Origin of the sequence: Nodosilinea sp. LEGE 07298 (assembly GCF_015207265.1) — a bacterium.
Classification (GTDB): Bacteria; Cyanobacteriota; Cyanobacteriia; order Phormidesmidales; family Phormidesmidaceae; genus Nodosilinea.
The window spans coordinates 1-4,250 of record NZ_JADEXE010000437.1; the positions used below are offsets into that span (position 1 = coordinate 1).

The 4,250-nt window shown below is 56.6% G+C and carries 5 protein-coding genes; all 5 read right to left on the reverse strand.

Annotation, left to right across the window (positions count from 1 at the left end; genetic code table 11):
• Positions 1 to 454, reverse strand: a 454-nt coding sequence (locus tag IQ273_RS31130) for a glycosyltransferase family 9 protein (protein ID WP_228054239.1), incomplete at its 3' end; no start/stop codon positions are given.
• Positions 455 to 511: 57 nt separating this feature from the next.
• Positions 512 to 793 (reverse strand): hypothetical protein, encoded by a 282-nt coding sequence (locus IQ273_RS31135; protein ID WP_194026962.1) that lies wholly within the window; start codon positions 791 to 793, stop codon positions 512 to 514.
• A 305-nt stretch (positions 794 to 1,098) separates the two neighbouring features.
• Positions 1,099 to 1,962: a M48 family metallopeptidase gene (locus IQ273_RS31140; protein WP_194026963.1), complete on the reverse strand. Its 864-nt coding sequence runs from the start codon at positions 1,960 to 1,962 to the stop codon at positions 1,099 to 1,101.
• Between the two features lie 153 nt (positions 1,963 to 2,115).
• Positions 2,116 to 2,922, reverse strand: coding sequence for a glycosyltransferase family A protein (locus IQ273_RS31145; RefSeq protein WP_194026964.1), 807 nt, complete (start codon positions 2,920 to 2,922; stop codon positions 2,116 to 2,118).
• A 237-nt stretch (positions 2,923 to 3,159) separates the two neighbouring features.
• Complete coding sequence (locus IQ273_RS31150; protein ID WP_194026965.1) at positions 3,160 to 4,038, reverse strand: SDR family NAD(P)-dependent oxidoreductase; 879 nt, start codon at positions 4,036 to 4,038, stop codon at positions 3,160 to 3,162.
• Between the last annotated feature and the right edge of the window lie 212 nt (positions 4,039 to 4,250).

The following is a 4,250-nucleotide window of genomic DNA, read 5'->3' on the forward strand; positions in this document are numbered from 1 at the left end:
GTACAGAGGCCTGTTCTGCCTCGTTCAGGTGCAGGCGGGGGTGGCGGTGGGCTTGGGCGGCTTCGGCGGTGACGAGCGATTCGGCCTGGAGGATGTGCAGCATGCGATCGCTCACCAGCTGATCGGCGGGCGGGCTGCGCCACAGGTTGGTGACCGTGCGCCCGGTGCCGTGGTGCTCGACCAACTCAGCAATACCGTCGTAGGTGGTATCGGTGACGATGAGGTCAAAGGGAACCCGCAAAGCTTTTGCCACGGCGACTTGAGCTTGGCCAGGTGGCACCCGCCAAACCTGCTGCACCAGGGGATGATGAGCGAGCAGCTGATCGCCTGGTGCAAACGTAAGCACGGTCATGTGCACCGGGGCGTGGGAAGCGGCCAACGCCTGGATGGCCGGTAGGGCAATTAGCACATCACCCAAGCCGCCGAGGAGTTCGATGAAGAGAATATAGGTCACGGCAGAAAAAGACGTTTGAGTTAAGAGCCAAATTTGAAACTCAGCGCTCGCCTAGGTTTACCGGCTCACCAACTTACAAAATCGGCTTTCTTCTCCGCTCTTTAGCTCTTCCTGGTACAGCAGCGCGAGGTTGCTTTCTTCAAATTTGTCAAAAAAATCGTCCCACTCGATACGCTCCAGAGAGTCTTCGCCGCTGTAGCCGGGAAAGTCAATACGCAGCAGACCGGGTTCGCCGTTATCCTTAGTGCTTTTAACTGTGGCAGGAAAGCCACCTCGCGACTCAACCCACTCCTTGATGGTGTTGTGGTCGGTCGTAGTCTTGCTGTCTGATTTCGCCATCGATAGAATTGCCTATACTTGAAATCGCCTAAGAAAACAGACGGAATGCTATTTTCTACGCTTAAAAAATAAACGAAAAAATTATGTCAAGAAAGTTTTGAGCTTCAAACCGCTTTAGCTCCCTATCCGTCTGTAGCTTTAAGAAAAGTTACAGGTTAGGTTTAAAGGATTTTGACGGCAGCTTGAAACTCAAAACCACGCTCTCGAACTTCTCTATTCAAAGTATCGAGCGGATTGTAAAGCAGCCTCTTTCTGAGGGTAGGGGTTAAGGGAACATCAGCCCAAGCAGAGCTGGTTTCCTCGCTTCAATAGAGCGGAGAAATAGCCTCTTGGTAAGCGTTCGTGCTGGTACCCTGCCGGGGCGCGTTAGCACTGCTGCTGTACTGAGATTGCAGTTCGCGAATGCGGCTGTCGCCAGTGGGGTGAGTGCGCAAAAATTCTGGCTGGGCGGAGGAATCCATCAACTGTTCTAGAAAATTGACGAAGGCCTGAGGTGGGTAGCCCGCCGCCTGAAGAATTTGCAGCCCGGCGGCATCGGCGGCGTACTCATAATCGCGCGATCGCGGCAGTTCGAAGGCGACCTGGTAGCCAACCTGGGCCAGGGCATTCATTTCTACTCCGGCGGTCTCGGCAATTCCCTGGGCCAACACGGCCCGCCGCAGGGCCTGAACGCTGTGGCGCTCGTTAATGTGGGCAATTTCGTGGGCCAGTACCGAGGCCAGCTGAGCTTCGTTGTCGGCCTCTTGCAACAGCCCCGTGGTGACGTAAACAAAGCCCCCCGGTGTGGCAAAGGCGTTGACTTCATCGCTGGCTACAACCTGAAAGGTGAAGGGAATGTCGCGGCTGTCGCTGGCGGCAACAAGCCGCTGCCCCACCCGGTCAACGTACTGCTGCACCTGCCGGTTGTTGTAAAGCTGGTACTGCTGACTCAGCACCATTTGATTAATTTGGCGGCCCAGCTCGACTTCTTCCTGGTCAGAAATGGTGCTGACCTGAATGTAGCGAAAGACGTTTTGGAATAGTTCTCCCAGGCTGAGCCTGATCTGTGCCACGCCGCTAGCCGCCTGAGGCTGAACGACAACAGGGGTGGCAATTGCGGTACTCGGTAGACCTAACATCAGCGCTCCGGCCAATCCACCAATGAATCTGCTCTTAACTGGCCAAGCCATAGGTCTGTTTTCTCCTCTAAGTAAGTCTGTGTAAGCAGTCTGTGCAAGGTTGTATCTAGCTTTATGGTGAAGAAAATAGACGGCACTGTGCTCTTACCGCTGAGGGAAAAAGCCGGGGCCAGAGGTGTGATTTAGCGGTGAGATGAATATCAGCTAGACGGGCAGCAGGTTGGGGGCGTTGTGGGTGCGATCGCTAATCGTGGTCGGCAGCTCTTGGTGGTAAGCCCCTGAGGGCAGCACGCCGCAACCGCCGTAGTGCTTCATTACCCGCTGCTGCACCAGCACGTCTTCGCCACAGCTCTCGGGCGGCAGATCTGACCAAAAGGTAAACCCGCCCACCGCCTGCAGCTTGGCGCGATCGAACAAAACACAGCCAGCCACCCAGGCAACGTGGTAGGTGCAGGGGCGCTCTGGGGTAAAGCCAAACTTGGTTTGCAGATGCAGGGGATTGGCCGCGTTGTGGAGCCGCCAGCGCTCCCACTCAGGGGTACCTTTTTCAACAGTTTCAGGCTGCACAGGCCCCTGCCAGGGTGTAAACGGCTGCTGCTCGTCGGGACGCACATCGTCGCGATAGCTGAGGCCAGTCAACGGGTTGCCGACAAAGCCGCACCCTTCGCGCTGCATGGTGGTCAGAAGCAGCTCCAGCACCCAGGGCTCTAGCAGCACATCGTCATCGAGAAACAGCACGTAGGGAGCGTTGGCCTGCTCTAGCAAAAACTGACGGTGCTCAGCAATGCCGCGCCGAGGCAGGTGCTTGAGCAGACGCGGCACGTTACCGTGAGCATCTAGCACTCGCAGCACTGTTTGAATCGTGCCTAAGGAATTAAGGTCAAGATCGTCGGTTTGGTCAGAAACCGTGACGCGAAAATCTTGACAGGTTTGGGCACAGAGGCCGGTTAGGGTTGCCGCCAGGGCATCGGACCGTTTGAAGGTGGGGATGAGGATGTCGATCGCAGGCATGGGGAGATGGGGGTGAGGAAGTGGGGAGATGAGGGGTGAGGAAGTGAGGAGATGAGGAGGTGAGAAGTCGGAGGCTGAGCGGAGTCGAAGCCTCTAGGGTGTAGGGTGCATTTGCGGCTTTAAGATCGCTGAGCTTGCTTTAACCTCACTGCTGGAGCCGCAATGCACCGCTGATGATCCCCTCAATTGATGGGCTGTTCGAGGGTGCATTCGCGAAGCAATGCACCCTACGGTTGCCTACTTCAGGGTTTTGGTGGTTTTGTTGGCGAGGCCTTCGCGGCTGTGGCGCAGGTCGGAGAGCTGGCCGGTGGGTTCGCGCTTAAGCTCGTCGGGTACCTGACTACCGACGGAGCCTTTGGCTACGGTGACGCCGCCGTCGGCTAGCCACAGAGCACCCGTGACATAGCTGGCTTCGTCGCTGGCCAAAAAGGCGTAGACATTGGCCATTTCTTCAGCGGTGCCGCGACGCGCCATGGGGGTAGCCTGAATCAGCATTTTCTCCATTTGCTCGTCCATGGGGCCGGTTTCTTTGTGGGTCCAAGCAGTGTCGATCGCGCCGGGGCAGACGCAGTTAGCCCGCACGCCGTGCTTGGCCTGCTCGACCGCCACCCCTTTCATAAAGGAGTGCACCCAGCCTTTGGTGCCGCCGTAGGTGGTGTTTTGGGCCAGACCGTTGAACCCGGCCTCAGACCCGGCGGAGACAATATTGCCCCGGCTTTGCTGTAGGTAGGGCAGGGCGTACTTGGTCATCAAAAAGGCGGAGCGAATATTCATTTGAATGGTGCGATCGAACAGCTCGACCGGGTAGTCTTGAGTTTCGGCGGTGACCAGAAATACCCCGGCATTGTTGATCAAAATGTCGATTTGGCCAAAGGCATCGATCGCCGCCTGCACACAGGCCTGGGCCTCTTCAGCCTGAGAAATATCGCCCTTGTAGACGGCGACCTCGCTGCCGTGCTGACGAATCGCCTGGGCCACATCATCGATCGGGTCATCGGGCAGCCCGTTAAGCACAACCCTGGCCCCTTCGGCGGCAAACTTGTGGGCGATCGCTTCGCCGATGCCGGTAGCAGCCCCCGTAATGATGGCGACCTTGCGTTCTAAACGACCTGTCATAAAGATATCCTTGTAATACTGTAGGGCACCTCTTTAGAGTTCTGAGCAGGTGCTCTAATGCCCTCTATTACAGGTGAGAGTTTAGAAATTCTTTAGAAAGCGCTTTTCTTTCTATTAGAGAATTGTTGAGCAGGTATTTGCTGCATGAACACCTCCTCACGCCCACCCTCTCCTTCGACTCCGCTCAGGAACCGACTCGCCTACCCATCCAC

What these genes read in the sequence shown, in the direction of transcription:
- IQ273_RS31135 (WP_194026962.1), bottom strand. Translation starts at nt 793, where the DNA reads ATGGCGAAATCAGACAGCAAGACTACGACCGACCACAACACCATCAAG.
- IQ273_RS31140 (WP_194026963.1), bottom strand. Translation starts at nt 1,962, where the DNA reads ATGGCTTGGCCAGTTAAGAGCAGATTCATTGGTGGATTGGCCGGAGCG.
- IQ273_RS31145 (WP_194026964.1), bottom strand. Translation starts at nt 2,922, where the DNA reads ATGCCTGCGATCGACATCCTCATCCCCACCTTCAAACGGTCCGATGCC.
- IQ273_RS31150 (WP_194026965.1), bottom strand. Translation starts at nt 4,038, where the DNA reads ATGACAGGTCGTTTAGAACGCAAGGTCGCCATCATTACGGGGGCTGCT.